Source organism: Corynebacterium sp. HMSC076D02 (assembly GCF_001813815.1).
Classification (GTDB): domain Bacteria; phylum Actinomycetota; class Actinomycetes; order Mycobacteriales; family Mycobacteriaceae; genus Corynebacterium; species Corynebacterium simulans.
This window is the reverse complement of record NZ_KV814079.1, coordinates 1-282: the sequence shown is the minus strand read 5'-3', so window position 1 is coordinate 282 and position 282 is coordinate 1. Positions and strand designations below refer to the sequence as shown.

Sequence of the window (282 nt, the reverse complement as noted above, 5' to 3'; positions counted from 1 at the left end):
CGTGTACCTGCCAGGGGCCAAAGTAGTCAGACTCACCGCTGAAGAAATCTGTCCCTTGTAGTAAACGGACTCTGCAGCCTGAGCTTTCGCCGCCGCCTCCGCGTATGTTTTAGCCAAATCAACAAGCCCCTGCAGAGTCTTTTCCGTAGACTCCCCAAGCGCGTCGATCAGGTCTTTAATCAGCGGATAGATTCCGGCGTCGCTAGAAGCGTTAGCCCACGCTTCGATAAAGAGCTTCATGCCTTCTGCGGCAATGAAAGGGATAGAGTCAGACCAGCCAGC

The 282-nt window shown here is 54.3% G+C and carries 1 protein-coding gene; it reads right to left on the bottom strand.

Annotated elements, in window-relative coordinates:
- Positions 1–282 (bottom strand): hypothetical protein (locus HMPREF2935_RS13285; RefSeq protein WP_168166301.1); only part of this gene is annotated, 282 nt, incomplete at both ends.